Genomic DNA, 25,092 nt, shown 5'->3' on the forward strand with positions numbered 1-25,092 from the left:
GTCCGTAGTCTCCTCGGGGACGCGCGTCCGTATAGGCGCCCCCGGCCGCTCCACCGGCCGGGGGCGCCTCTACGCTTGTCGCCGGAGCATTGGTACGAATCAGGAGCGAGCGGATGCATCACAGCGGGCACGGCATGGACGGCATGAACATGGATCTGCCGCCGTTCACGCTGGGGCGGGGCCTCGCGTTCGGCGGTGACGCGTTCTTCCTCGTCGGCTGCCTGCTGGCGCTGCTGCTGTACGGCTGGGCGGTGGTCCGGCTGCGGCGCCGCGGGGACGCGTGGCCGATGGGCCGGGTCGTCGCCTGGGTGCTGGGCGTGCTGACGGTGGCGGTGACGATGTGCACCCAGCTGAACGACTACGGCATGGTGATGTTCAGCGTCCACATGGTCCAGCACATGATCATCAGCATGCTCTCGCCGATCCTGCTGCTGCTCGGCGGGCCGGTGACGCTGGCACTGCGCGCCCTGCCGGCCGCCGGGCGCGGCCGCAAGGGCCCGCGCGAGCTGCTGGTGGCGCTGCTGCACAGCCGCTACATGCGGGTCATCACGCACCCGGCGTTCACCATCCCGCTGTTCATCGCGAGCCTCTACGCGCTGTACTTCACCCCGCTGTTCGACTTCCTGATGCAGTCCCGGGCCGGGCACATCGGGATGATGGTGCACTTCCTGGCGGTGGGTCTGGTCTTCTTCTGGCCGATCATGGGCGTGGACCCGGGGCCGCACCGGCCGGGGTACGTGATGCGGATGCTGGAGCTGTTTGCCGGGATGCCGTTCCACGCGTTCTTCGGGATCGCGCTGATGATGGCGTCCGAGCCGATGGTGGACACCTTCCTGCACCCGCCGGCCTCGCTGGGCGTCGAGGCGCTGGGCGACCAGCAGGCGGCCGGCGGCATCGCCTGGGCGTTCAGCGAGATCCCGTCGGTGGTGGTGCTGATCGCGCTCGTCTACCAGTGGTACAAGTCCGAGGAGCGCCAGTCGGCGCGCTCGGACCGGGCCGCGGAGCGGAACGGCGACAGGGACCTGGCCGACTACAACGCCTATCTGGCCTCGCTCAACGCCCGGGGGCGGTGAGCCGGTCGTCTGGCGGTGCGGGCCGCGGCCGGGGACGATGGTTCCCTGGCCGCGGCCCGCGGCGTTGTGCCGGCGGCCGCCGCCGCGAGGAGGTTGCGGGTATGCCCGGATCTGCCAGGGCGATGGCCGTGTGCACGGTGTGCGGGCTGGTGGCGGCGACCGTCTACACCGTGGCGCTGGGCGCCAACGGCTGGGTGTGGTTCCTGTGGGTGGTGCTGGCGCTGTTGACGGCCGGGGTGGTGGCGGCGCAGCGGATCTGAGCAGGCGGAGCCGGGCGGGCCAGCGTCAGAAGCGGAAGACGGCGCCGGTGGCGGCGTCCATCGCGCACGCGTTGGGGTACTCCCGCTGCCAGTCGACGAGCCTGCCCCGCCAGCTGCCGGAGGCGGTGACGGTGACCGGGTCGTACTCCCGGGTGCAGACGTGCGGGTCGCCCCGCAGCTTCCTCGGGTCGCCGTGGGCGGCGGCCAGCTGGTGGCAGGCGGCGGCGCCGTGCGGATGGCTGCCGCGGGTGTCCGGGCAGGTGAGGTGCAGTCCGCGGATCCAGGTGTCGCCGGCGCCGGACACCGTCAGGAACATGCCCTCGGACGGGTCCGGTTCGGCGGCGCGGGCCGCTGCCGCCGCGCCGAGTGCGGTGCACAGCGCCACGGTCACGCTCGCCGCCAAGGCGGTACGGGGGGTTCGGCGTCGGCGGCTCACGGGCATCGGGGTCTCCTGGAACGCTCGGGGCGGTGGCCCGGGGGCCGGGTGCCTGGACGGCGGACGGCGCCCGGCCCCCAGGCCACTCCCCCGCGCGCCGGTGCACAAGCGGGCACGCCGGGCGGTCGCCCGTACGGCCCCGCGGATGCCCGGGCCCGGTGGGGCCGGGCCGGTACGGCACGGTCAGGGACGGCGGCTTCCGCGCCTACCCTGACGGCCCTGGTCGTCCCCTGTGACCTGGCATGATCCGGCCGTACGCCACGGAGGCCCGGGCACAGGGACGGCGGGGGCACGGCAGCAGCCGCGCCGGCGGGCCGGGCGCCGGATAACCGCTCGCGCCGCGCGGTGGCCGACGCATACGGTGCTCTTCATGATCGTTGGGATACAGGGGCGGCGCCCGTGAGCGAGCACGAGACCGAGTACGAGACCGAGTACGAGACCTACGCCAGGCTGATCGGCCTGCTGGACGAGCGCGGGGCGCGCTACCGGGTCCACGAGCATGCCGAGGAGGGGGCCACGGAGGCGGTCAGCGCGCTGCGCGGGAACGCGATCGAGCAGGCCGCCAAGTGCATCGTGGTGATGGTGAAGCTGGGCAAGAAGAGCAAGCGGTATGTGCTGGCGGTGGTGCCGGGCGACCGGCGGGTGGATCTGGGGGCGGTGAAGGCGCTGCTGGGCGGCTCGTACGCGGGGTTCGCGACGCCGGAGGTGGCGGAGCGGCTGGCGGGGAGCGTCAGTGGGACGATCCTGCCGTTCTCCTTCGACGAGGAGCTGGAGCTGATCGTGGATCCGGCGCTGCTGGCGCATCCGGAGATCTACTTCAACGCGGCGCGGCTGGACCGTTCGCTGGCGCTGGCGACCGAGGACTACACGGCGATCGCGGAGCCGCGGGTCGAGCCGATCGCGGGCTGAGCGGGGACGCCGAGATGGGCCGGGGCGGTCGGGAGGTTCCGCTCCCGGCCGCCCCGGCGGTGGTTCAGCCGGCGGCCCCGGCCTTCTGCTTCTCCGGGACGGGCGTGGCGTGCGGCCCGCAGACGACGTCCTTCGGGTCCGTGGTGCCCTTCAGGAAGTACGCGTCGACGCGGTTGTTGATGCACGGGTTGACCAGGCCGGTGACGCCGTGCGAACCGGCGTCCCGCTCGGTGATCAGGCGGGAGCCCGCGAACCGCTTGTGCAGCTCGACGGCGCCGCCGTACGGGGTCGCCGCGTCACGGGTGCTCTGCACGATCAGCACCGGCGGCAGGCCCTTGCCGGTCCTGACCTCGACCGGGGTCTGCTGCTTGACCGGCCAGCTGGCGCAGGGCAGGTTCATCCAGGCGTTGGACCAGGTCATGAACGGTGCCCGGCGGTCGATGCGGGTGTTGTCGCGGTCCCACTTGCGCCAGTCGGTGGGCCACTTGACGTCGGTGCACTCGACGGCGGTGTAGACCGCGTTGCCGTTCTCCGCCTGGGCGTTGGCGACCTTGTTGTCCGGGTGCGGACCGGCGTTGTCGATCAGCGGCTTGCTGTCGCCGGCGGCGTAGGCGCTCCAGACCTGGGCGACCTCGGCCCACGAGCTGTCGTAGTACGGCGCCTTCTGGAAGAAGGCGATGAGTTCGGCGGGGCCGACCACGCCGCCGATGGGGTGCTGCTTGGCGGTGGCGCGCAGCTGCTCCCAGGCCGCCTCGACCTTCTGCGGGGTGTTGCCGAGGTGGTAGGCGGCGTCGTTCTCGGCGACCCACTTCTTCCAGTCGCCCCAGCGGGTCTCGAAGGCGGTGTCCTGGTCGAGGTTGGCCTGGTACCAGACCTTCGCGTGCGAGGGGTTGGTGACGCTGTCGACGAGCATCCGGCGGACGTGGCCCGGGAAGAGCGTGGCGTAGACGGCGCCCAGGTAGGTGCCGTAGGAGACGCCGAGGTAGTTGAGCTTCGGCTGGCCGAGCGCGGCGCGGATCACATCCATGTCGCGGGCGGTGTTGGCCGTGGTCATCTGCGACAGCATCGCGCGGCCGGTGCGCTCCAGGCAGCCCTGGGCGTACGCGTACGCGAGCTTGCGCTGGGCGCGCTTGTCGGCCTCGCCGGACGGCACCGGGTCGGCCTTGGGTGCCTTGGTGAACTCCTGCGGGTCCTGGCAGGAGATCGGTGCGGAGTGGCCCACGCCCCGGGGGTCGAAGCCCACGAAGTCGTACGCCCGGGCGGTCTTGGCCCACAGCGGGTTCTTGGTGGTGACGCGGGCCGGGAAGCGCATGCCCGAACCGCCGGGCCCGCCGGGGTTGTAGAGAAGGGCACCCTGGTGCTCCTGCTTGCCGCCGGTGGCGACGGCACGGTCGACGGCGAGCTTGAGGGTGCGGCCGTCGGGCTTGGCGTAGTCGAGCGGGACGGTGACAAAGCCGCACTGGATCGGGGCCTTCAGCCCCCAGTCGGCGGGGCAGTCCTGCCAGTTGATGCCGGCCTTGGCGGCACGGGCGGCGGCGAGCGCGACGCCGCGGGCCTCGGCCGTGCCGGCGGGCCGCCGCTCACCGGCGGTGGCGGGCGCGGCTATCGCGCCGGCGAGCAGCGCACCGGTCATCAAGGTGCCGGCGGCGCCGAGCGCTACTGTTCGTCTCACGTGGTCGATCCCCCAGTTTGGTGCGCCGCCCGTGGCGGCGATGATCACAGCGGTACAGGGCGATCCTGTCGTGTGAGGACCGCACTTGAACAGGTTCGGCAGCACTTTCTTTACCAAGCTGTAGGGAGCGCGGAGTTGTGCGGCGGCGTGGTCAACAGAGCGCCGACAACGGGCCGTGGAGGGGCGAGAACAGGTCAATTGCCCTTGGCCTCGCGCATATGCCGGTGCCGGCCCCACCGGCTTCAGTAACCTTCCGTGCAGGCTCTCCCACGCACCGCCACGTGGGAGGGCCTCCGTGTTGTGCCCGTGTGCTGCGCCGTGCAGCGTGCCCGCCGGAGGGAGTCGTCAGGTGCCCGGTATCGACCAGGTGTTGGCCCGTGCGATGGGGATACCCGGAGTCCTGGGGGCCGGGCTGACCGACTGGACCAGCGGCCTGACCCTGGGGACGGCCGGCCGGGCCCCGCATGGCGACCACGAGGCGGCCGCCGCGGACACCGCCGAGGTCGTCCAGGCGGTGACCCGCAACGCCACGTTCGACACCACGGGCGGCGACGGGGAGCCACTGGAGGACCTCATCATCACGGCGGGCAGCAGCTACCACCTGATCCGCCTGGTGCCCACCGCCTTCGACAGCCGGACCTGTCTCCACCTCTGGCTGGACCGGGCGCAGGCCAATCTCGCCATCGCCCGACTACGGCTGCGGGAACTCGCCGCGGAGCTGGCGACGGACTGACGCCCCGTCATGAACCGGATGTCACCTTCCCGTTCGGGCCGCGACTCGGGCGGCGAGCGCCGGCCCGGCCCGCTCGACCGGTACGCCGCCGAGCGCGCCACCGGTGCGCTGCGGGGCCCGGCCGGCTGCGTCTACCTCCACGAGGGCGAGGTCTACTGCGTCGAGTGCCCGGCGGCCCCCGGCGTCGGCGCCCGGCTCGCCACCGCCGGACGGCTGCCCGCGGAGCACTGGCGGCGGGCCGAGCACACCGCGGGAGCGCGCCACCGCGGCGGCCAGTTCCTCCTCCAGCAGGGCTGGCTGACCCGCGGCGAGCTGGAGCTCTGCCAGCTCGCCGCGCTGCTCGACGCGGCCTGCTTCGTCCTGCCGGCCCAGCCCGGGGCCACCTCCTTCGCACGGGGCGACGCGCACTGGCTGGGCGTGATCCGCCCGGTCGGCGCCGCGTCGCTGCTGGCGGCGGTGGCCCGCCTGCGGGCCCGGCTCGACGGGCTGGATGCCTGGGCGGCGGTGGACGGCGCGCCGGTCGTCCCGCTGCCGCCGGAGCACCCGGGACGCCCGCCGCTCACCGGCCGCCAGCGGTGGCTGCTGGCGCACGCCGACGGCGTCCGCACACCCGGCGAACTCGCCCACGCCCTGGGCCAGTCGGCGTTCCTGACGCTGCTGGAGGTGCGGCGCCTGGCCGCGGCCGGGCGGGTGCGCCTGCCCCCGCCGGCGGCGCTGCCGCGGCGGCGCCCCGGGGCCGTCCCGGCCGGGCGGCGTACGCGCAAGGCCGCGGCGGGCGCGCCGGTGTGGCATCTGCCGGAGCCGGGCGCCCTGGAAACCACCGACCCGGACGTCGCCCTCCTCGTCCGTCTGCGCACCGCACTGGAGGAGAACCTGTGAACCCTTGCGAATCCCGGCCATGAGGCACGTGTTCGGAATACGTGCCAGGAAAAGGAGCGTCGAAAGACCGATGACGAGCGAGACCGAGGCGATCACGTCCGGGGTACGGGACGAACTGCTCGCGTTACGCGATCACATACGGCATCTGCACGGCGGAATGGTGGCGAGCGCGGACGGCATGGTGATCGCCCACGATCTGCCGGATATCGAGCCCGACGGACTGGCCGCGCTCACCGCCGCGGCGATCGGCGTCGCCAAACGCCTGACCGACGCCACCGGGCAGGGCGGGTTCGAGGAATCCCTGACGCGCGGCAGCCGCGGCTATATCGCGGCGTACGCGGCCGGGAACCGCGCCGTGCTCACCGCCGTCGCGGGCCCGGACACCAATGTCGGGCGGCTTCACCTCCAGGCTCGGCGGACCGCCGCCCGGATCGCGGCGCTGCTCGACGCCCGGCCGGCGGGCTGACCGGCCGGGCGTCTGGTCGTCTGGTCGGCGACCCAGGAGCAATCCCTCTGACCAAGAATCCCACCAAGCCAACACATCCGCCCACATATCCCGCGAATTCGGTCGACTCGGCGAATTCAACGCATCCACGGAAAGGCCCGACCCCTCATGGCACAGATGGAAAACGCACTCGGTGAAGCGATGTCGACGATCGAGGGCGCGATAGGTGTCGCCCTGGTCGATTACACCAGCGGAATGGCGCTGGCCACCCTGGGCGATCCCCAGAGCTTCGATCTCAATGTGGCGGCGGCCGGGAACACCGACGTGGTGCGCGCCAAATTGCGCACGATGGAGATGCTCGAACTCCAGGGCGCCATCGAGGACATGCTGATCACCCTGACCTCGCAGTACCACATCATCCGGCCGGTGACGGGCAAGAACGGCAGCGGTCTCTTCCTGTATCTGGTGCTGGACCGCAAGCGCGCCAACCTCGCGCTGGCGCGCCACCGCCTCGCCCGCCTGGAGGCCGAACTGGAGGTGTGAGCCTCCTCAGCCGGCCGCGGCGGCGTCCAGCAGCCGCCGCAGCGTCAGGCCGTCCGGGGCGACCGCGGTGGCCAGCGCGGCGGGCCCGGCAAGCGGGGCCAGGACACCCTGGCCCGCGCCGTCGCCGGCCGTGCCACCGAGCAGCCGGACCTCGGCCGGCTTGTCACCGAATTCCGGCCCTGCGAGCAGGAGTTGCCCCACGGCGCGGTGGCCGCCGAGGACCGCGGAGGTGTCCCAGCCGGGCGCTCCGGGCCCGTAGGCGGTCTCCTGGTCGAGCAGCGTACGACCGCCCTGACGGAGCGTCAGGCGGCTGCGGAGGGCACCGGTGTGCTCGCCGGCGCGGCCGAGGACCTGCTCCTCGCGGAACACCAGCCGGGCGGTGGGGGCGAGGTCGATGGTGGTGGTCATCCGCAGGTCGCTGCCCTCGGCGGAGATCAGCGGCTCCGGGAGCCACTCCAGCAACGCGCCGTCGCCGACCGTCAGATGGACGTCGTAGGTGGCGAGGTCGCCGGTCCGGCCGGGCAGCGCGACGGTTGCGGCGGCCGCGGTGATCCGCAGCGAGGTGCCCGCCTCGGCGGTGGCCTCGATGCGCAGCCGGTCGCCGCCGAGCGGGGCGCTCATCGCCCCGATGAGGCAGACCCGGGCCTGGTCGGCGTGCGACTGGACGCGGCGGAGCGCGAACGGGCCGCCGCCGTCCAGGACGGGCAGCCGGCTGACCCCCCGGGCGTCGGCCCGTGCCGCGATGCGGGCGGTGGCCCGCAGGCCGCCCGCCGGGAGGGCGGCGGCCTGCGGTGCGGTGGGGCGGGGAAGGGTGCGGGTCATGCCTGGGCCGCGGTCCAGTCCGCCAGCCGCGCCCGGACCCACGTGGCCACCGGCTCGACGCCGCCGGGCTGCTTCAGGGCGGTGAAGGCGACGGGCAGGTCGCCGCGCTGGGCCTTGGCGTCGCGGGCCATGGCCTCGAGGTCGACGCCTACGTAGGGGGCGAGGTCGGTCTTGTTGACGACGAGCAGGTCGGCGGTGGTGACGCCGGGGCCGCCCTTGCGCGGGATGTCGTCGCCGCCGGCGGTGTCGATGACGAAGATCTGGGCGTCGACCAGGCCCTTGGAGAANGTCGCGGTGAGGTTGTCGCCGCCGGACTCGACCAGGATCAGGTCGAGCGGGCCGGCGCCCTCGGCAGCGAGCNCGTCCTCCAGGTCCTCGACGGCTTCGAGGTTGGCGGAGATGTCGTCGCGGATGGCGGTGTGCGGGCAGGCGCCGGTCTCCACCGCCTTGATCCGCTCAGCCGGCAGTACCGCCTCGCGCAGCAGGAACTCGGCGTCCTCGCGGGTGTAGATGTCGTTGGTGACGACGGCGAGGGACAGCTCGTCGCGCAGCTCCCGGCACAGGGCGGCGACGGTGGCGGTCTTGCCGGTGCCGACCGGGCCGCCCAGGCCGATGCGCAGGGCGCGGCGGGTGCCGTCGGGGCGTACCGGGTCGGCGGCGCCGTAGGTGTGGCGCTCGGGGAAGGTCTGTGCGTGGTCGAGGTGCATGACGGGCTCCTGTGGCGCGGGGTGGGGGTGTTCGGTCAGGAGGCGAAGAGGCGTACGGGCCAGGCGGCGTGCGCTTCCGCGGTGATGTCCAGCAGGGGTGCCGAGGCGGCGGGCAGCGCGTCGGTTCCCTCCAGGAGGACGCGTTGGGCGGCCTCCTCGGCACGGGTGGCGATGTGGTCGAGGTCGGCGGCGAGGCGAGCCAGGACTGCGGTGGCGTCGAAGGGGTCGAGGCTGAGCAGGCGGACGGTGGCGGTGGCCGGGCCGCTGACGTTCTCGTAGGCGACCGCGTAGGCGGCGTCCAGCGGTGTCAGGCCGGCGGACCGGGCCGCCAGGCCCAGGACGACGGGCTGGTGGGCGCCGCGCGGGCGGGCCGCGGCCAGCTCGGTCAGCTCGGCCGAGGGCCAGGTGGCGAGGGCGGCCCGCATCATCTGCCGCCCCAGCCGCCGCGCCGTGTGCCGCAGCGCCGGTACGGGCGTCCGCGCGTCGGCCGCCTCGTCCAGCGCCAGCGGGTCGCAGCCCGCCGCGGCCGCGGCGGCGAGCCCCGCGGCGACCAGGCCGGCGGTGTGCAGCCGTCCGCGGCAGAACGCCTCCAGCGACTCGGCGTCCTTGATGCGCCCCGCCCGCACGGCGGGCTCGGCCCCGCCCGAGTGCGCATGGCCTCCGGCGGGAAACCGGCCGTCGGCCAGCACCAGCAGCGCGCCCCGGCTCGTCGTGCCCGCCCTGCGGTGACCGCTCGGCGGACGCGCGTCATTCGGCAGCGCGGCACCCATCAGACGAGGAAGTAACGCTGGGTCAGCGGGAGTTCCTTGATTTCGTCCTCCGGGCACATCTGCTCCACGTCCTCGCCGTCGATGGTGACCTTGAACGAGTCGGGGTCGACCTCGATGTGGGGCGTCTCGGCGTTCTCCTTCATGTCCGCCTTGGTGAGCGACCGGGTGCTCTCGATCACGCGGAACGGTTTGGCCACGCCGAGCCGCTCCGCCAGCCCGTCGTCCAGCGCCATCTGTGTCACGAAGTTGAAGGAGAGAGATGCCGGGGCCCGGCCGACCGCGCCATAGACGGGGCGTGGCAGGACGGGCTGAGGCGTGGGGATGGAGGCGTTGGCATCGCCCAGCTGCGCGTACGCGATCTGCCCGCCCTTGATGACCAGGTGCGGCCTGACCCCGAAGAACTTCGGCTCCCACAGCACCAGATCGGCGAGCTTCCCCTTCTCCACCGACCCGATCCGGTTGCCGACGCCGTGGGTGATCGCGGGATTGATGGTGTATTTGGCGAGGTAGCGCCGGACCCGGTGGTTGTCGGCCCTGTCGTCACCGGGCAGGGCGCCGCGGCGTTCCTTCATCACGTGCGCGAGCTGCCAGGTACGCAGGATCGTCTCGCCCGCCCGGCCCATCGCCTGTGCGTCCGAGGACGTCATCGACATCGCGCCCAGGTCGTGCAGGATGTCCTCGGCGAGCATGGTGGTCGGCCGGATCCGCGAGTGCGCGAAGGCCAGGTCCTCCACGACGTTCGGATTGAGGTGGTGGGCGACCATCAGCATGTCGAGGTGCTCTTCTTGGGTGTTGAACGTGTACGGGACGCTCGGGTTGGTCGAGGACGGCAGCACATGGGCGTGGGAAGCCACCGTGATGATGTCCGGGGCATGCCCGCCACCGGCACCCTCGGCGTGGTACACGTGAATGCCCCGGCCGTCGATCGCGTCCAGAGTGCTGCCCACGTAGCCCGCCTCGTTCAACGAGTCGGCGTGCAGGGCCAGTTGGGCTCCGCTCTCGTCGCACACCCGTAGCGCGGCGTCGATGGCGGCGGGGGTGGCGCCCCAGTCCTCGTGGATCTTGAACCCGAAGGCTCCGGCACGCAGTTGGTCACGCATCGACTCCTCGTTGACCGTACTGCCCTTGCCGGTCAGGCCGATGTTCACGGGGTAGGCGTCCAGCGCCTCGAACATCCGGGCCAGGTACCAGGCCCCGGGGGTGACGGTGGTGGCCTTGCTTCCCTCGGCCGGGCCGGTCCCGCCGCCGATGAGGGTGGTGACACCGGACCCCAGTGCCTCGGGGACGACCTGCGGGTCGACGAAGTGCACGTGTGTGTCCACCGCGCCCGCCGTAAGGATCTTGCCGTTGCCCGCGATGATCTCGGTTTCGGGTCCGATGACGAGGTCGGGATGGACGCCGTCCATGATGTCGGGGTTGCCCGCCTTGCCCAGGGCGACGATCTTTCCTTCGCGCAGACCGACGTCGGCCTTGATGACGCCCCAGTGGTCGACGACCACCACGCCGGTGATGACGGCGTCGGGCGCCCCCTCCTTGCGGGTGCGCAACGACTGCCCCATCGACTCGCGGATGACCTTTCCGCCGCCGAAGACCACCTCCTCTCCGGCCAGGCCCGGCCCGCCGGAACGGTCCTCTTCGATCTCGATCCACAGGTTGGTGTCGGCGAGCCGGATGCGGTCGCCGGTCGTCGGGCCGAACAGGCCGGCGTACTCCTGGCGGGAGATCGCCCCGGTGTACTCGGAGCGCTCACTCATCGTCCTGCCCCCGATTCCCGTTGCCGTCCACCGGTCCCCTGGTTTCGCCGCGCAGCCCCGGCACCACTCTGTTGCCCGCGAGCGGCACGAGAGGGACGTCGTCGTCGCAGTTGGTCTCGAAGCGCACCGAGGTGCCCGCCTTGATGTGCAGCCGCAGTCCACGCGCCGCGGTATGCGGTACGGGCTCCCCGTCGAGGCGGAATTCCAGGTGGGGATTGACTTCCGCGAAGTGGTAGTGCGAGCCGACCTGAATGGGCCGGTCCCCGATGTTCTTCACGTTCAGCATCGTCACCGGCCTGCCCGCGTTGATGACGATGTCGGGGCCGTTGAACTCGATCTCTCCAGGAATCACGGTCACTCTCCCTCGGCCACCGGGCACGGATCGGAATCGGGATCGGGATCGGGGCCAGGCAAGTCCACGAGGTTGCGCTCCACCAGCTTGCGGATGGTGCAGAGCTTGCTGCCGTCGGGGAAAGTCGCCTCCACCTGCAAGTCGGTGACCATCTCGAAGACGCCCTCCATCAATTCCTCGGAGGTGAACAGCCTGGCTCCGGACTCGGCCAGCTCCAACACCGGCGTCCCGCGTCGCGCTCCCTCCATGATGTGCACGCTGATCAGCGCGATCACCTCGGGATAGTTGAGCTTCACGCCGTCCGCCCGGCGTTTCGCCGCCACGTCGGCCGCCACGTAAACGAGCATCTTTTCCTGCTCATGAGGGCTCAGATGCACCCGACATCACCTTGTCATTCGTCCCGCGTCCGCCATGGCGTCACAACGGGGATCCGGATGGATGGGTTTTCGGATCGATGCCGACGATCGGCATCCCCACGGGCGGGTTCGATGGGCCTAACTCATTTGTCTCGCAGCACAGTTCGCAGCTACGGCCGGCTGTATCGCCGCCTGAACCCCTCCGCCAGGTCGATGACGGCCCGTACCGGGCGAACCCCGGCGGGCCCCCAAATCCTGGAACCCACCACCCATCCGGACAAGGATTACGCTTCGCACACATGTACCGAACTGGCTGAATCTTCCATGCCCATGACCGTTCCCACCCTTGATGCCCGACCTCTGAGAGCTCCGCGCCACACGGAATCGACCGAAACCGTCACCCCGCCCGACGGCGCCCCGGGGCCCTCGGTGGCTCTGCTCGGGATGGTGGGCTCAGCGCGGGCCTGTGGTCAGCAGAGTGCGTAGGTCCGTGATCTCGTAGCCGCGGGCATGGACAGCGTCGATGATCTGCGGCAGGGCCTCGGCGTCGAGGACCGGGCCCTGCCCGTCGAGGGAGCCGACGTGCATCTGGATGATCTCGCCCGGCTTGAGGGCGTCGAGGGCACGCTTGACCGCCTTCTGCGTGGTCATGCCGCCGGCCGTTCCCCGATATCCGTTGGTGTCGGTGGTCCACTCGATGTCGGCGAACCCGAGCGCGTTGACCTCGGCGATCTGCCGGGCGGTGGTGTCCCCGTAGGGGAAGCGGAAGAACGGCAGCGGCGCCCTGCCGGTTGCCTTGCGGATCGCCTCGTCGGCGAGGGTGATCTCCTGCCTTCTCTCCCGACGGGTGAGCCGGCCGAAGGGCGGATGGCTGTGTGAGTGGTTGCCGATCCCGTGCCCGGCGTCCGCGATCGCCTGTGCGGCAGCGGGGTGGCGCTCGGCGAAGTGGCCGGTGAGGAAGAAGGTGGCCGGGGCCCTGTGCTGCCGCAGCACTTTCAGGACGGTGCCGAGCCCGTCCTCGTCCCACGCCGCATTGAAGGTCAGCGCGACCAACGCTCGGGACGTGGGCATTCTGCGAAGGGCGCTTCCGTACAGCCTCTTCGCGGCTGCTGCGTCGACGCCCTGCCCGGTGGCGGGCGCGCTGCCCAGCGCCGGGAACACGACCGCGACGACCACGGCGGTCAGCAGCCTCCGGACAGCCGCCCGCGCGGGGAGAGAAGCAGGGCTCATGCATCGAGAACCTAGCGGCGCCCCGCATGCCGGCCCCGCCGCCACGCGGAGCGTGCGGGGCGGGTTACTTGTGGCAGAACTCCGTCGTGGTGAGGGTCTGTACCGCCTTCTGGTACGCCGCGGCCAGGGACTGGGCGGCGTCCTCCGCGTAGGTGAACGACGCCTCCAGGGTGCGGCTGCCGTCGGGGGTGCTGTACATCAGCGTCGCGTAGCCCTGGACGTGGCCGTCGTGGGTGAAGAGGGTGCCGCCGCAGTGCGGGCCCGCGTTCTGGACGAACAGGCCGAGGCCGTAGCCGCTCTTCGGGTCGGGGGTCGGGTGGGGCCTGCGCATCTCGGCCAGCAGCGGGGCCGGGAGGAGCTTTCCGCGCATCAGCGCGGAGACGAACGTCCGGAGGTCCTCGGTGGTCGAGATGATCTCGCCGCCGCTGGAGACCCAGGAGGGGTTCTGGCGGGTGATGTCGACCGTCTTCGGGTGGCCGGCCTCCTCGTAGCGGTAGTAGCCGTGGGCGTGCGGTCCGGGGATCTCCGGCGAGGTGCCCGGGACCACGGTGTCGCGCATCCCGAGCGGCCGCAGGATGCGCCGCCCGACCTCGTCGGCGTACGAGTGGCCGGTGACCTTCTCGATCAGCAGCCTGGCCACCACGTAGTTGGTGTTCGCATAGCTCCAGGCCGTCCCCGGCGCGGCCTTGAGCGGCTTGGACACCGCGAACCGGACCAGCTCCTCCGGCCGGTAGGTGTGGAAGCGCTTCGCCACCCACTCCTTGCCCGACCAGGGGATGCCCTTGACGGTCTTCCCGTCGGCGTACTTGTCGCCGGTGTACTCGATCAGGCCGCTGGTGTGCTGCAGCAGCATCCGGACGGTGATCCGCCGGTCCAGCCCGAGTGCGGGGAGGTAGCCGGCGGCCGGCTTGTCCAGTCCGATCCGGCCCTCGGCGACCAGTTGCAGCACCACGGTCGCGGTGAAGGTCTTGGTGGTGCTGCCGATCCGGAACCGCCCGTTCGTCGGCGGCTTCGCGGTGCCGCCCAGCTCGGCGACCCCGGCGCTGCCGGCCCAGTCGCCCCGCTGGTCGTGCACGCGCAGCTGCACCCCGGAGAAACCGGAGGCGGCTATCTCCTGGAGGGCCTTTTGCAGCTCCGGGCGGTCCTGCCGGGCGGCGGGCGCCGGCCGGGTCCCGTCGGCCGCGGAGGCCACCCCGTACGCGGCCGCCCCGGCCAGCAGCGTGCCGGCCAGCGCCGCGACCGCCGCTCGTCGGCCGCGCCGCGGCGTGCGGGCCCGGTGGTTTCGGGTGGCCCTGGAGGGCGATTGCATGATTCCTCGGCTTTCCGCGGCCCCGCGGCCGCGCTCGCTGGAGTGATGACGCCCGCCACGCTCGCCCGGCGCCCTGACACCGCGCGGTCACCGGGCGGTCATGGGGCTGACACCACTTCTGACACGGCGCTCAAGGGGTTGTCGGGGTCGGCCCGTTCAGGGGGTGAGCGTGGCCTCGGCGAGCCGGGGCCAGTCGGTCCGTGTGGTCTGCCGGGACAGTTCGGTGAAGCGTGCGTCGCCGAGGCGGTGCCGCGCGGTGTGCTCGATCCGGGCGGCGTCCGGGTGGGAGCGGTCCCACAGTCCGCGGACCCGCGCGCTCGCCGCGAGCAGCCGGGCGGCCTGCTCGTGCTCGTCGCGGCGCAGGGCCAGGTCCGCGACGCCGACGAGCACCTGCGCGATCAGCGGCGCGTGGCCGGCCTCGGCCGCCGCCGCGCAGGCCGCCGCGCGGTGCGCCCGGGACGCGTCGAGGTCGCCGGTGAGGTAGCCGAGCAGGTCGTGGGTGGCCGCGCGGGCGCTGGCCCGTTCCGCCTCGGCTCCCAACGCGGCGGTGGCGAGGTCGAGTTGGCGGCACGCCTCCTCGGTGTCGCCGTCCCACCGGGCGAGTTCCGCCTTCACGAGGGCCAGCTGGGCCAGCGCGTTCGGCCAGGTGACCCGCTCCGCGCACCGCTCCGCCTCGGCGACGGCGGCCGCGGCGGCGTCCTCGTCGCCCCGCAGCCGGTGCAGGCGCGCCTGCCGCGACCACATGCCGATGAGGTCCTCGGTGGCGCCGATCTCGGTGACGGCCGCGATCGCCCGCTCGTAGTGCGCGCACGCGGCGGCCAACTCGCCCCGCACGGCGCTCCGGTCCGCCAGTTCGGTCAGCGCGAACGAGATCCCGAACCGTTCGCCGAGCGCCCGGAACTCGGCGAGCGCCGCCTCCAGGTACGCGTCCGCCTCCCGCCCCTCCCGGCCGAGCACGATCCGCATCTTGCCCAGGTGCAGCCGGGCGAGTGCGCGGGCCCAGGGGTCCTCGTCGTCCAGCAGCGGCTCGAAGGCGGACAGGAACGCGTCCGGCGCCCGGAGCATGCGCTCCAACGGGGCGACGAACCCCAGCAGCGGGTGGCGGTGCCGGCTGCGCAGGCTGAGTTCGTACGCCCGGTGGATCCACTCCGCGGCGCTGTGCTCGTCACCCCACCCGGAGTTCAGGAACAGCACGACCAGGGCGTACACCGTGGCCCGGACGTCGTCGGACGTGTCGCCGGGCGTCCTGGTGGCGGCGGTGACCAGTTCCAGGCCCTCGGTCTTGCGGCCGCTGAGCCACCAGTACCAGCCCGCGCCCGCCGCCAGCCGCATCGCCGCCGGTGCCTCGCCGGCCGCGAGGGCGCCGCGCATCGCCGCGCCGATGTTGTCGTGCTCGGCCTCCAGCGTGGCCAGCCAGTGCAGTTGACCGGCGCGGCGCAGGTGCGGCTCCGCGGTCTCGGCGAGTTCGGTGAAGTACGCGAGATGCGCGTGGCGCGCCGGCTCCGCTTCCCCCGCTTCAGCGAGCCGGTGCCCGGCGTACTCCCGGATCGTGCCGATCATGCGGTAGCGCGGGACGGTGCCGCCCTCGGCGCGCAGCAGCGACTTCTCGGTCAGTGCGGTGAGCAGTTCGAGCGTCTGCTCCGACTCGACCGCGCCGCCGGCGCAGACGCGTTCGGCCGCCTCCAGGCTCGCCCCGCCGGCGAACACCGAGAGCCTGCGCAGCACCGCCCGCTCGGCGTCGGAGAGCAGCTCCCAGCTCCAGTCGACCGCCGCGCGCAGCGTCCGGTGCCGGGGCAGCGCGGTCCGACTGCCGCCGGTCAGCAGGCGGAACCGGTCGTCGAGCCGGCCCGCGAGCTGGTCGACGGACAGGGTGCGCAACCGGGCCGCGGCCAGTTCGATCGCCAGTGGCATCCCGTCCAGCGCCCGGCAGACGCGCACCATCGTCGCCAGCGTGCGGGCGTCGGCCGGCAGATCCCGGCGGACCGCCCCGGCCCGGTCCCGCAGCAGCCGGACGGCGGGGGCGGCCGCGCTCTCGTCCGGGCCGGCGTCGCCCGCCGGCAGGGCCAGCGGCTCGACCGGCCACAGCGCCTCACCGGTGATCCCGAGCGGTTCCCGGCTCGTCGCCAGGATCCGCAGCCGCCGGCACTCCCCGAGCACCCGGTGGGCGAAGGCCGCCGCGGACTCGATCACATGCTCGCAGTTGTCCAGGATCAGCAGCGCCTCCCGCTCGCGGACCGCGGCGACGAGCCGGGCCGTCGGCTCCGCGTTCGGGGCCCCGCCGAGCAGGGCGTCCCGGAGGCCGAGCCCGGCGAGCGCCGACTGCGCGACATCGCCCACATCGCCGTCCGCGCCGAGGGCGGCGAGCTCCACCAGCCAGGCACCGTCCGGCAGTTCGCCGAGCAGCGTGCGCGCGGTCTCGGTGGCCAGCCTGGTCTTCCCCGAGCCGCCCGGCCCGGTCACGGTGGTGAGCCGGTGCTCGGCCAGCAGCTCGCGGACCGCGGTGACCTCGGTGTCCCGGCCGACGAAGGTGGTCAGCTCGGCGCGCAGATTGGTGCGGCGGCCCGCCTCCCCCCGCCCCGGTTCGCCGCGCCCCAACTCGCCGCGCAACAGCGCGACGTGCAACGCGGCCAGCTCCGGCGAGGGGTCGGCGCCCAGCGCGTCGGCCAGGGCCTCCCGCGCGCGCTGATACACCAGCAGCGCCTCGCTGTCCCGGCCGGCCGCGGCCAGGGCGCGCATCAGCGCGGCGACGAGCCGTTCCCGCACCGGGTGCGCGGCCACCAGGTCGGTCAGCTCCGCGACCCGCTCCGCACCGCGCCCGAGGGCGATCTCCGCGTCGGCCCGCTCCTCCGTGGCGGTCAGGCGCAGCGCCTCCAGCCGGCCGGCCGCGGCGTCGAACGCGGCGCTGTCCTGCGGGCCGGCATCCTGCATGGCCGCGCCGCGCCACAGGTCGAGGGCCTCGCCCAGCAGCCGCGCCCGCCGGGAGGTGTCCTCGGTACGGGCCCGGCCCGCGGCGACGAGGCGTTCGAACCGCACGGCGTCGACGGCGTCGGCCGCCAGCGTCAGCCGGTAGCCGTCCGGCCGCCCCTCGACCACCCCGGCCGGCAGCGCCTTCCGCAGCCGGGAGACCAGGCGCTGGAGGGCGTTGGCCGCCTCGGCGGGCGGGTGCTCCCCCCAGATCCAGTCGACGAGCGCCGCCTTCGGGACCACCTGCCCCGGCCGGAGCGCGAGCGCGCTCAGCAGCCCGCGCAACCGCGCGCCGGGCACCTCGGCCAGGCCGCCGTCGTCCGTGCGCACCTCTAGTGGACCCAGCATCCCGATCTGCACGCGCTGATTTTGGCATGGGGGTCGGGCGGGTTCTTGGGTGTGGGTGGGGAGTTGAGGGCCCCGGGGCCGTGGCCGGCACGGCCCCGGGGTGGTCACAGGGCGAGCAGGGCCCGGGTGGTGAGGGTGGGGTCGCGGAGGGGTTTGAGGGCGAGGTGGACCAGGGCCAGGGGGTTGTCGTCGCCGGCGATGCGGTTGGCGCTGAGGCGGGCGCAGGTCAGGCACTGGTGGATGAGCAGCCATTCGCCGTCCGGCCGAACGGACATGCCGACGGCCTCCATGCGGCCGCGGCAGTCCGCGGCGCGGTCGCCGGGGGTCCGGTCGTCCAGGTGGCGGCTGGTCAGGCAGTTCGGGCAGTGGTTGCGGTGGGCGGTGCCCGGGGCGGTCACCGGCACGTCGAGCCGGCAGCCCGCGCAGCGGAAGGCGTCGGCACGGTGGCCGTCCAGGTCCCGTTCACGGAGGACGGATTTGTGCCGCTGGGGGCGGCGCGGGCGGGCGCGGTCGGGTGTGTTGGTGCGTCGTGGCATGGTGCGTTCCCTCCTTCCGGGCGGGTCAGAGGGTGCCGAACGCTTCGAGCGGGAACGGCGGTTGGGCGAGTGGCCGGACCGCCATCCGCATGAGGACGAGCTGGTTGTCGTCGGTGCAGACGGGGTGGGAGGTCAGCTCGTCGCAGCGTACGCAGCGGTGGACGATCCGCCAGTCGCCGGTGCGCAGCACGGCGATGGCGATCGGGGACATCCGGCCGTGGCACGTGCTGGGGCCGCCTTCGACGTGGTCGAGGACGTGCTGGGAGTGCAGGCACGAGGGGCAGTGGTTGCGCCGGGCGCCGTCGGCGGCGTACGCGGAGACGGTCAGACCGCACCAGGCGCAGGCGAAGGTGTCGATCTTCAGCGCGTTGTGAGTGTGGTGAGCGTGGTGGGTCTTGGGGGTGGTGTGGGTGGTGCGGTGGGCGTTCGCGGGGTTGGTCGGGTGGGACACCCGGAGCTCCTTGCTGAGAAGTGGGTCATGACAGCAAGAGCAGGCCGAGCGGCCTCGATGGGGAGGGGCACCGGCGACGGGACGTCCGGCAGCGGCCGCGGGACGGGCGGCGGAAGAGGCGGACGGTTACGCGGTGCGACGAGGCGCACTCGGCGCGGGCCGGAACATAAACACCCATTTCTAGGGCTGCGCCCGGAGTGGACAGGGCTGCGCCCGGAGGAGACGGATCGCGGAACGGATCAAGAACGGATCGGGAAGGATCGGGAAAAGCGTCACGGAGCCAGGGCCCGTGGGCTTCAAGTCAACAAGGGCCGTCCGGGGGCGTCAACGGATTTATCGCGGGCGGCCGGTGCGGGCGGGGCCCGGGCTGCGCCGGCGCGGCCCGTTGATCCCTTCGCGGTCCGTGATCAACGGCACACGTACTGCGCGGTAACAAGCCGGGGGTCGCGGGCCTAGAGTGTGCGCCGTTGGCCGGCTCCGGGCCGGGTGATCGGTGCGACTGGGAGGCAGCGTGCGCTCTCCGAAGGACTTTTTCCGTCCGTTGGCCGTCGGGGCTCCGGAACCGGTGCGGGAGGTGCCGTTCCGACCGTCACGGATGATCCACTTCTTCGATCCGGGCAATCCGCGGATGGCGGCCAAGGTGCCGGACATCGCGCCGGACGTCGATGTGCTGCTGGGGAACCTGGAGGACGCGGTCCCCGCGGACCGCAAGGAGGCGGCGCGGAACGGGCTGGTCGAGATCGCCCGCGCGACCGACTTCGGCGAGACGCAGCTGTGGACCCGGATCAACAGCCTGGACTCGCCGTGGGCGCTGGACGACCTGCTGACGCTGGTCACCGAGATCGGCGACAAGCTGGACGTGATCATGGTGCCGAAGGTCGAGGGCGCCGAGGACATCCACTATGTCGACCGGCTGGTGGCGCAGTTGGAGGCGAAGGCCGGGGTGCGGCGGCCGATCCTGCTGCACGCGATCCTGGAGACGCCGCGCGGGGTCGCCAACGTGGAGGAGATCGCCGGGGCCAGCCCGCGGATGCAGGGGATGTCGCTGGGGCCGGCGGACCTGGCGGCGAGCCGGCGGATGAAGACGACGCGGGTGGGCGGCGGCCACCCCGGCTACCTCGTCCGGGAGGACCCCGTTCCGGGGGCGGCGGACGCGCCGCGGGCGGTGTTCCAGCAGGACCTGTGGCACTACACGATCGCGCGGATGGTGGACGCCTGCGCGGCGCACGGGATCCTGCCGTACTACGGGCCGTTCGGCGACATCAAGGACACCGTGGCGTGCGAAGACCAGTTCCGCAACGCGTTCCTGCTGGGCTGTGTGGGGGCGTGGAGCCTGCACCCGGTGCAGATCGGCATCGCGAAGAAGGTGTTCTCGCCGGCGCCTGCGGAGGTCGCCTGGGCGCGCCGGGTCATCGCGGAGATGGGCGACGGCACCGGTGCGGTGATGATCGACGGGAAGATGCAGGACGACGCCACGTTCAAGCAGTGCCGGGTGGTGGTGGAGCTGGCCGAGGCGCTGGTGGCCCGGGACCCGGCGCTGGGCGCGGCGTATGCGGCGGCGAGCGGCGAGGGAGCGGAGTAGGTCCATGGGTGCGACGGGCGAAGGACAGGGAAGCGTGCGGGCCCGGCGGTCGGTGCTGTACATGCCGGGCGCCAACGAGCGGGCGCTGCAGAAGGCGGCGTCGCTGCCGGCGGACGGGCTGATCCTCGATCTGGAGGACGCGGTCGCCCCGGACGCCAAGGAGGCGGCGCGGGAGCGGGTCGCGGCGGCGGTGGCCGGCGGCGCGTACGGCCGCCGGGAGGTGACGATCCGCGTCAACGGGCCGGGGACGCAGTGGTTCGCGGACGATCTGCGGGCCGCGGCGCAAGCCGGTCCGGACGCGGTGGTGGTGCCGAAGGTGGAGTCCGCACAGACCGTGCGGGAGGTCGAGAAGCGGCTGGAGGCGGCCGGTGCGCCGGACCGCACGGCGATCTGGGCGATGGTGGAGACGCCGCGGGCGATGCTGGACGCCCGTGCGGTGGCGGGCGCGAGCGAGCGGCTGACGGTGCTGGTGATGGGCACGAACGACCTGGCGAAGGAGCTGCACGCCGCGCACGTACCGGGCCGGGCGCCGCTGCTGACCGGGCTGTCGCTGGCGCTGCTGGCGGCCCGGGAGGCGGGGAAGGCGATCCTGGACGGGGTGTTCAACGACGTCAAGGACCTCGCCGGGTTCGAGGCGGAGTGCGTCCAGGGCCGGCAGTTCGGGTTCGACGGCAAGACGCTGATCCATCCGTCGCAGATCGAGCCGTGCAACCGGGCGTTCGCGCCGGCCGAGGCGGAGGTGGCCCGGGCACGGAAGATCATCGATGCGTTCGAGGCCGCGGGCCGGGAGGGCCGCGGGGTGGTCACCGTGGACGGCCGGATGATCGAGAACCTCCATGTGGAGGAGGCACGGCGGGTGCTGGCGCTGGCCGCGGCGGTGGCGGACGCGGCGGAGTAGGACGGGCCCCCACGGGCCGTACGGGTGCGGCGGCGCCGGTCAGGCCGGGCGGAGGTGCAGCTCGGGGGCCGGGTCGGTGGTCAGGGTGCCGGGGGCGAAGCCGTCGGCGAGGCGGTCCAGCAGGGCGCCGAGCCAGCGGGCGTCCTCGGCCGAGGCGTGGCGCAGCCGCATCCGGTGGCTCTGGAAGGGGACGATCCGCAGTTCCCGCAGGCGGCCGGTGCCGGGCTCCAGGGCCGGGAGGTAGAGCGGTCGCAGATCGTCGCGGTAGCGCTCGTAGCCGGTGATGCCCTCGTAGTCGTCGATGAAGTCGCCGCATCCGTGGAGGATGAGCTTGCCCGCGTACAGCTCCACGGGGCGCGGGTGGTGCGACGAGTGACCGTGGACGAGGTCCGCGCCGGCGTCGATCAGGGCGTGCGCGAAAGCGGTCTGGGCGCGGGGGACGCCATAGCCCCAGTTGGAGCCCCAGTGCACCGAGACCATGGCCAGGTCGCCGGCCCGCTTCCGGGCGCGCAGCTGGGCGCCCACCGCGGCGGCGGTCTCCGGCGAGGGGCCGTCCGCCCAGTGGACGCCGCTGTGCCGGGCGGTCGCGGCCCAGGTGCGGGGGATGCCGCTGGACGGCATGCCGAGGGCGGCGACGAGCAGGCGGTGGCCGCCGGGCAGATGGACGACCGCGGGGCGGCGGGCCGCCTCCGCGTCGTTGCCCGCGCCCGCCGTGCGCAGGCCCACCGCTGCCAGGCTCCGCAGGGTCTCGGCCAGCCCCTCGCGGCCGAAGTCCAGGACGTGGTTGTTGGAGAGGACGCAGACGTCGGGGCGGGCGGCGGCCAGGCAGGGAAGGTTCGCCGGGTGCATCCGGTAGTGGATCTCCCGGCCGGGGGCGAAGGTGCCGTGCCGGGTGACGGAGGTCTCCAGGTTGAGCACCCGGGCCGCGGGCGCGGCGGCGTCGAGGGCGGCCAGGGCGTCGCCCCAGGGGTAGCGGAAGGCGACCGGGCGGTGGACCGAGCCGTTGACCGCCTCGGCCAGCCCGACGTAGATCCGGGCGTCCTGGACGTAGGGCTCGCGCAGCTCGGGGTCGCCGGGAAAGGGCAGGATCTGATCGACTCCGCGGCCGAGCATCACATCGCCGCAGAGTGCGAGGGTGACGGGTTCAGCGGTCATCGACGCGCACCGGCTTCCTTTTCCCAGGTTAGGGGCCGGTGGGTGAGGCGGCCGGGCGGGCGGCGGGCGGGGTTTCACGTGAAACACGGTGTTTCACGTGAAACGGTGCGCCGTCGCCCGCGTCCGGGCCGAAGCGGCGGCGGTAGGCGGACGGCGTCAGGCCGGTCTCGCGGTGCATCAGGGCGCGCAGATGGGCCGCCGTGCCCAGGCCGCTGCGGCGGGCGACCACGTCGAGACGGGTCTCGCCGCGTTCGATCAACCGGCAGGCCAGGGCGATCCGTTCGCCGGTGAGCCAGGCCAGCGGGGTGGTGCCCAGTTCGGTGCGGAAGCGGCGGTGGAGGGTGGCGGGGCTGACGGCGGCGCGGGCGGCCAGATCGGCCACCGTGAGCGGGGTGTCCAGGCGCTCCTGGGTCCAGGCCAGGAGCGGGGCGAGCGAGGCGTCCGGGATGCGGGGCACCGGGCGTTCCACGAACTGCCGCTGGCCGCCGTCCCGGTGGGCGGCGAAGACCAGCCGGCGGCTGACCGCGTTGGCGATCTCCGCGCCGTGGTCGCGGCGGACCACATGCAGCCCCAGGTCGAGCGCGGCCGCGCTGCCCGCCGCGGTGAGGAGGTCGCCGTCGTCCACGAACAGCACATCGGGTTCCAGGTGGACGCCGGGGAAGCGGGTCCGGAAGCGGTCGGCCCACTGCCAGTGGGTGGTGGCCCGGCGGCCGTCGAGGACGCCCGCCTCGGCGAGGGTGAAGGCGCCCGTGCAGAAGCTGATCAGCCGCGCGCCGCGGGCGTGGGCGCGGCGGATGGCGTCGAGCAGGGCGGGCCGGCGGGGCACCTCGACATCGGGCCGGTGGGGGACGATCACGGTGTCCGCGGTGTCGGTGGCCGTCAGGTCGGCGACGCCGGTGAGGGTGAAGAAGCCGTCGCGCATCGCGGTCCGCGGCTCCGGCGCGCAGAGCGCGAAGTCGTAGAGCGGGCGGCCGATTTCGGGACGCTTGAGGCCGAACACCTCGATCGCGCAGCCGACTTCAAAGGGGTTGGTGTTCTCGTCGACGACGGCGACGACGCGGTGCGGGCGGTCGGGGCGGCCCGCTGCGCGGCCCGGTATCCGATCCGGTTGCGAGGATCGTTGCGGCATATGCGATTTCTAGCACTCACGGCGGCCGGGCGGGGCGGGCCAGGATCGGATCATGAGCACACACGCAGATCAGCCCCTGGAACTCGGCGCCGCGCTGGCCTCCTTCGACACCCTGTGGAGCCCCCGGATCGTCACCCAGGTCAACGACTACGACGTCCGGGTCGCCAAGGTCGCCGGCGACCACCTGTGGCACGCCCATGACGACACCGACGAGTTCTTCCTGGTGCTGGAGGGGGAGTTGCTGATCTCGCTGCGCGAGGAGGCCGGGGAGCGCACCGTCCGGCTGCCCAAGGGCGCCGTGTTCACCGTCCCGCGGGGCATCGAGCACAAGCCGTCCGCCCCGTCCGGCGCCTCGCTGCTGCTCTTCGAGCCCACCGGGACGTCGACGGTCGGCGACCGGCACGAGGAGGTCCCCGACCACGTGGACGCCACCACGGGGCACGCGCTGGGGTGACCGCCGGGCGGCCCGACGCCTGCCGCCGGGCCGCCTCCACCGGCGGCCCGGCCCCTCCTACTTCGGGCAGGACACATCCGCCTGCGGCCACCGGCCGTCCCGCAGGTAGCCGGTCACCGTCCGGTCCCCGCAGGCGTTCCCGTTCGCCAGGTACGCCCCGTGCCCGCCGTGGTCGAGGGTCACCATGCGGGCCCGCTGCCCGAGCGCCGTCCGCATCTTCCGCGCCCCGAAGTAGGGCGTCGACGGATCCCGGAGGTTCTGGATCATCAGGACGTCGGCCGGCCCCCGGTCGCTGATGCGCACCGGCTCGTCGGCCGGCCGGTCCTTCCAGAACGCACAGGGCGTGACGTTCGCCGGCATCCCGACGGTGAGCGGGTGGCGCACCCGGCTCACCGCCAGCGTGATCCGCGGTCCCGCCGGGTCGCGGTAGTTCAGCGGCACCGGCAGCTCGGCGCACTCCTGCCCGGCCGGCCCACCGGGGCGCTCGCAGGGCCGCCACACCAGCCGCGGTGCCGGTGCCGCGCCGTTCTTCCGGCCCCGGTCCGCCGCCCGGGCGCCCGGCACCGCGGCGCTCAGCGTCGCCGCGGCCATCAGCCCCGACAGCCCCAGCAGCAACACCCTCTGGGCCTTCCGCCCCCTGTAACTCGTCATGACACAAGGCTCGTTGGGCCGCTCGCGCCCGCCCATCCGGCGGCCCGCCGGGTCGTGGTGGGGTTTTCCCCCGCCCGCACCGACGCCGGCCGGGGGCCCGCCGGGACGTTGGGCCACCCGGCTGAATATGGCTCACGAGCGTTTGGAATCCCTGCGGGTTGTCAGCGGCGGCGGTGGAAAACCGCAGGACGATACGTCTGCGACCAGCAGGCCGATCACGCAAGGAGCGTCGTGAAAAGACTAGTGCAGGCGGGAACCGTCGCCGGGGCATGCGGTCTGGTGCTGTTCAGCACCGGAGTCGCACAGGCACAGACCCCTCCGGACAATTCCCTGCTCTCCGCGGTGGCGGGTGCCGACGTCGGCACCATCACCGGCATGATTTCCGGCGTGATGTGCGACAACCGCCTCGCCGATTTCAACTACCGTTCGCCGCAACGGAAGTCGCCGCATCCGTGCGTCAACGGGCCGGTCCACAGCGGCAACAGCAAGAACAGCAACAACTACCTCAACCGCGGCAACCCGGTGAACAGCGGAAACATCGAGACGGCCGCCGGTTCCACCAACAGCCTCAATTCCGCCACCGGCTCGGAGAGCGGCAGCCGGAACGACATTTCGAAGATCCTCAAGGTCCTGCCCTGAGCCGGGCGTCCGGAACTCTTCCGGACGCCCGGAAA

The 25,092-nt window shown here is 73.1% G+C and carries 26 protein-coding genes and 1 pseudogene; 11 read left to right on the forward strand and 16 right to left on the reverse strand.

Annotation, left to right across the window (positions count from 1 at the left end):
- The first annotated feature begins 113 nt into the window (after window positions 1-113).
- Window positions 114-1,073: a cytochrome c oxidase assembly protein gene (locus tag B073_RS0112435; protein ID WP_018538422.1), complete on the forward strand. Its 960-nt coding sequence runs from the start codon at window positions 114-116 to the stop codon at window positions 1,071-1,073.
- Between the two features lie 101 nt (window positions 1,074-1,174).
- A complete protein-coding gene (locus B073_RS47135) occupies window positions 1,175-1,333 on the forward strand; it encodes a hypothetical protein (RefSeq protein ID WP_026247305.1) in 159 nt (52 codons plus the stop codon).
- 25 nt (window positions 1,334-1,358) lie between these two features.
- Here the strand turns inward: B073_RS47135 and B073_RS0112445 are convergent, their stop codons facing one another.
- The gene (locus B073_RS0112445) at window positions 1,359-1,775 is read right to left on the reverse strand and encodes an SSI family serine proteinase inhibitor (RefSeq protein ID WP_018538424.1); all 417 of its coding nucleotides are present in this window, start codon (window positions 1,773-1,775) and stop codon (window positions 1,359-1,361) included.
- Between the two features lie 393 nt (window positions 1,776-2,168).
- Between B073_RS0112445 and B073_RS0112450 the strand changes: the two genes are divergently transcribed.
- Entirely contained in the window at window positions 2,169-2,678 is a 510-nt protein-coding gene (locus tag B073_RS0112450; RefSeq protein WP_018538425.1) for a YbaK/EbsC family protein, read from the forward strand.
- Between the two features lie 64 nt (window positions 2,679-2,742).
- On the opposite strand, the gene B073_RS0112455 is transcribed toward B073_RS0112450, so the two are convergent.
- The gene (locus tag B073_RS0112455) at window positions 2,743-4,311 is read right to left on the reverse strand and encodes an alpha/beta hydrolase (protein ID WP_018538426.1); all 1,569 of its coding nucleotides are present in this window, start codon (window positions 4,309-4,311) and stop codon (window positions 2,743-2,745) included.
- A 388-nt stretch (window positions 4,312-4,699) separates the two neighbouring features.
- On the opposite strand from B073_RS0112455, the gene B073_RS0112460 reads away from it, so the two are divergent.
- The 4 genes from B073_RS0112460 (at window position 4,700) to B073_RS0112475 (ending at window position 6,950) form a co-directional block, all read left to right on the forward strand.
- A complete protein-coding gene (locus tag B073_RS0112460; protein WP_018538427.1) occupies window positions 4,700-5,083 on the forward strand; it encodes a hypothetical protein in 384 nt (127 codons plus the stop codon).
- 18 nt (window positions 5,084-5,101) lie between these two features.
- The gene (locus B073_RS0112465; protein WP_106731839.1) at window positions 5,102-5,962 is read left to right on the forward strand and encodes a hypothetical protein; all 861 of its coding nucleotides are present in this window, start codon (window positions 5,102-5,104) and stop codon (window positions 5,960-5,962) included.
- Window positions 5,963-6,032: 70 nt separating this feature from the next.
- Window positions 6,033-6,428, forward strand: coding sequence for a roadblock/LC7 domain-containing protein (locus tag B073_RS0112470; protein ID WP_018538429.1), 396 nt, complete (start codon window positions 6,033-6,035; stop codon window positions 6,426-6,428).
- Between the two features lie 147 nt (window positions 6,429-6,575).
- Complete coding sequence (locus tag B073_RS0112475) at window positions 6,576-6,950, forward strand: hypothetical protein (RefSeq protein WP_018538430.1); 375 nt, start codon at window positions 6,576-6,578, stop codon at window positions 6,948-6,950.
- A 6-nt stretch (window positions 6,951-6,956) separates the two neighbouring features.
- On the opposite strand, the gene B073_RS0112480 is transcribed toward B073_RS0112475, so the two are convergent.
- From B073_RS0112480 to B073_RS0112530, 11 genes and pseudogenes are all read right to left on the reverse strand, one after another.
- A complete protein-coding gene (locus B073_RS0112480) occupies window positions 6,957-7,772 on the reverse strand; it encodes an urease accessory protein UreD (RefSeq protein ID WP_026247307.1) in 816 nt (271 codons plus the stop codon).
- Entirely contained in the window at window positions 7,769-8,479 is a 711-nt protein-coding gene (gene ureG / locus B073_RS0112485) for an urease accessory protein UreG (protein WP_018538432.1), read from the reverse strand. Before ureG ends, B073_RS0112480 begins: the two co-directional genes overlap by 4 nt.
- 35 nt (window positions 8,480-8,514) lie before the next feature.
- Window positions 8,515-9,249 carry an urease accessory protein UreF gene (locus B073_RS0112490; RefSeq protein ID WP_018538433.1) on the reverse strand — a complete coding sequence of 245 codons (735 nt, stop codon included), beginning with the start codon at window positions 9,247-9,249 and terminating at the stop codon, window positions 8,515-8,517.
- Window positions 9,249-11,003 (reverse strand): urease subunit alpha, encoded by a 1,755-nt coding sequence (locus tag B073_RS0112495; RefSeq protein ID WP_018538434.1) that lies wholly within the window; start codon window positions 11,001-11,003, stop codon window positions 9,249-9,251. Before B073_RS0112495 ends, B073_RS0112490 begins: the two co-directional genes overlap by 1 nt.
- Window positions 10,996-11,355: an urease subunit beta gene (ureB, locus tag B073_RS0112500; RefSeq protein ID WP_026247309.1), complete on the reverse strand. Its 360-nt coding sequence runs from the start codon at window positions 11,353-11,355 to the stop codon at window positions 10,996-10,998. Before ureB ends, B073_RS0112495 begins: the two co-directional genes overlap by 8 nt.
- Before the next feature lie 86 nt (window positions 11,356-11,441).
- Window positions 11,442-11,732: pseudogene (ureA, locus tag B073_RS39905) on the reverse strand (urease subunit gamma); the annotation flags it as partial.
- Between the two features lie 432 nt (window positions 11,733-12,164).
- On the reverse strand, window positions 12,165-12,941 hold the full coding sequence (locus B073_RS0112510; protein ID WP_063740875.1) for a polysaccharide deacetylase family protein: 777 nt from the start codon (window positions 12,939-12,941) through the stop codon (window positions 12,165-12,167).
- Window positions 12,942-13,005: 64 nt separating this feature from the next.
- Window positions 13,006-14,250, reverse strand: a complete 1,245-nt coding sequence (locus B073_RS0112515; protein ID WP_018538438.1) for a serine hydrolase domain-containing protein — start codon at window positions 14,248-14,250, stop codon at window positions 13,006-13,008.
- A gap of 156 nt (window positions 14,251-14,406) precedes the next feature.
- A complete protein-coding gene (locus tag B073_RS0112520; RefSeq protein WP_026247310.1) occupies window positions 14,407-17,574 on the reverse strand; it encodes a BTAD domain-containing putative transcriptional regulator in 3,168 nt (1,055 codons plus the stop codon).
- Window positions 17,575-17,666: 92 nt separating this feature from the next.
- Complete coding sequence (locus tag B073_RS0112525; RefSeq protein ID WP_018538440.1) at window positions 17,667-18,098, reverse strand: RNHCP domain-containing protein; 432 nt, start codon at window positions 18,096-18,098, stop codon at window positions 17,667-17,669.
- 25 nt (window positions 18,099-18,123) lie between these two features.
- The gene (locus tag B073_RS0112530) at window positions 18,124-18,462 is read right to left on the reverse strand and encodes an RNHCP domain-containing protein (protein ID WP_051093995.1); all 339 of its coding nucleotides are present in this window, start codon (window positions 18,460-18,462) and stop codon (window positions 18,124-18,126) included.
- A 598-nt stretch (window positions 18,463-19,060) separates the two neighbouring features.
- Between B073_RS0112530 and B073_RS0112535 the strand changes: the two genes are divergently transcribed.
- Complete coding sequence (locus B073_RS0112535) at window positions 19,061-20,131, forward strand: HpcH/HpaI aldolase/citrate lyase family protein (protein WP_026247311.1); 1,071 nt, start codon at window positions 19,061-19,063, stop codon at window positions 20,129-20,131.
- A 4-nt stretch (window positions 20,132-20,135) separates the two neighbouring features.
- The gene (locus tag B073_RS0112540; protein ID WP_026247312.1) at window positions 20,136-21,029 is read left to right on the forward strand and encodes an HpcH/HpaI aldolase/citrate lyase family protein; all 894 of its coding nucleotides are present in this window, start codon (window positions 20,136-20,138) and stop codon (window positions 21,027-21,029) included.
- A gap of 39 nt (window positions 21,030-21,068) precedes the next feature.
- Here the strand turns inward: B073_RS0112540 and B073_RS0112545 are convergent, their stop codons facing one another.
- Both B073_RS0112545 and B073_RS0112550 read right to left on the reverse strand, forming a co-directional pair.
- Window positions 21,069-22,184, reverse strand: a complete 1,116-nt coding sequence (locus B073_RS0112545) for a CapA family protein (RefSeq protein WP_018538444.1) — start codon at window positions 22,182-22,184, stop codon at window positions 21,069-21,071.
- A gap of 28 nt (window positions 22,185-22,212) precedes the next feature.
- A complete protein-coding gene (locus B073_RS0112550) occupies window positions 22,213-23,313 on the reverse strand; it encodes a helix-turn-helix domain-containing protein (protein WP_018538445.1) in 1,101 nt (366 codons plus the stop codon).
- A gap of 52 nt (window positions 23,314-23,365) precedes the next feature.
- On the opposite strand from B073_RS0112550, the gene B073_RS0112555 reads away from it, so the two are divergent.
- Complete coding sequence (locus B073_RS0112555; protein ID WP_018538446.1) at window positions 23,366-23,767, forward strand: cupin domain-containing protein; 402 nt, start codon at window positions 23,366-23,368, stop codon at window positions 23,765-23,767.
- Between the two features lie 57 nt (window positions 23,768-23,824).
- On the opposite strand, the gene B073_RS49275 is transcribed toward B073_RS0112555, so the two are convergent.
- Window positions 23,825-24,418: an alpha/beta hydrolase gene (locus B073_RS49275; RefSeq protein ID WP_420706437.1), complete on the reverse strand. Its 594-nt coding sequence runs from the start codon at window positions 24,416-24,418 to the stop codon at window positions 23,825-23,827.
- Window positions 24,419-24,649: 231 nt separating this feature from the next.
- Between B073_RS49275 and B073_RS0112565 the strand changes: the two genes are divergently transcribed.
- Window positions 24,650-25,057: a hypothetical protein gene (locus B073_RS0112565; protein WP_026247313.1), complete on the forward strand. Its 408-nt coding sequence runs from the start codon at window positions 24,650-24,652 to the stop codon at window positions 25,055-25,057.
- Window positions 25,058-25,092: the final 35 nt, after the last annotated feature.

Source organism: Streptomyces sp. MspMP-M5, from assembly GCF_000373585.1.
Lineage (GTDB): Bacteria > Actinomycetota > Actinomycetes > Streptomycetales > Streptomycetaceae > Streptomyces.